At 71.8% G+C, this 1,011-nt stretch carries 1 pseudogene; it reads right to left on the bottom strand.

Annotated features, from left to right (window positions below):
• Positions 1 to 910 (bottom strand): annotated as a pseudogene (locus tag D7X74_RS42070) (RTX toxin); the annotation flags it as partial.
• Between the last annotated feature and the right edge of the window lie 101 nt (positions 911 to 1,011).

Below are 1,011 nucleotides of genomic sequence, written 5' to 3'. Positions count from 1 at the left end.
GGGCGGGCTGGTCGTCGGACACGGACGCGGTCCACGCGACGTCGGAGGTGCCCGCGAGGCGGGATGCGGACAGGCCCTTGATGACGGGCGCGAAGAGGATGCGCACGGTGGTGCCCAGCGAGTCGGTGGAGCGGTCCGCGGGCAGCACGCGCGTGGTGAACGTGGTGCTGATGGAGTGGCCGGCGGGGTTGGTGACGGTGAGCGAGTGGGTGAAGTCCACGGGGCTCGGCAGGCCGAAGGGGGGCAGGTAGCGGGCGACGAACGCGCCGGAGGTGCCGGTGAGCGTCAACGTCCCGTTGAAGGGCACGAAGGAGCCCCCGGTGGGGTCGGCGGTGAGGACGAAGGACAGGGCTTCGTTGGCGTTGGCTTCGACGAAGAAGGTGACGGTGGCGGGCTGGCCGAAGACGAACTCCCCGGGCAGTTGGATGCGCGGGATGCGGGGCAGGGTGATGGGGGCGCCGGTGCCGGAAGGGGACAGCAGGAGGGCGACGGACTCGCGGTCCGCGATCAGCGTCTGCGTGGTGCTCCCTTGGAAGAGGAGCCCGCCGCCTCCGTCGTACGCCCGCGCGATGAAGGTGAGGGATTGATGGCGCGGCAGGGACGGCAGGGTGCCGGACCAGCCGGAGGGGGAAGGCACCAGGTCGAAGTCGGAGAAGAGCGCCGTGTGGCTGGCGGCGTCCTCCACGTCGATGCGGATGCGGGCCACGTCCTGCCAGGTGAAGCCGAGGGCGGACACACGGCCCATCAAGGCTTCGGAGAAGACGTCCCGCGCGCCAATGGCGACGGTGACCTCCGACCCGGTCCGCGCCGGGGCCTCCGGCGACCCGGGCCGCGGACCGGAATCACAACCCGGACCCACGCAGAGCAGGACGAGCAGCAGGCCCACGAAGGGCGAGAGGACGCTTCGCATCACGGGGCTCCGGGGACTGCATGAAGAACCACGAGGCGGGCGCCCCGGCATGTCGGGCGCCCGCCTCAAGAGGGACGACGGTTACGGCGCGGGCGGGGTGG

The organism is Corallococcus sp. CA047B (assembly GCF_003612065.1).
GTDB lineage: Bacteria > Myxococcota > Myxococcia > Myxococcales > Myxococcaceae > Corallococcus > Corallococcus praedator.
This window is presented reverse-complemented; position numbering and strand designations above follow the sequence as displayed.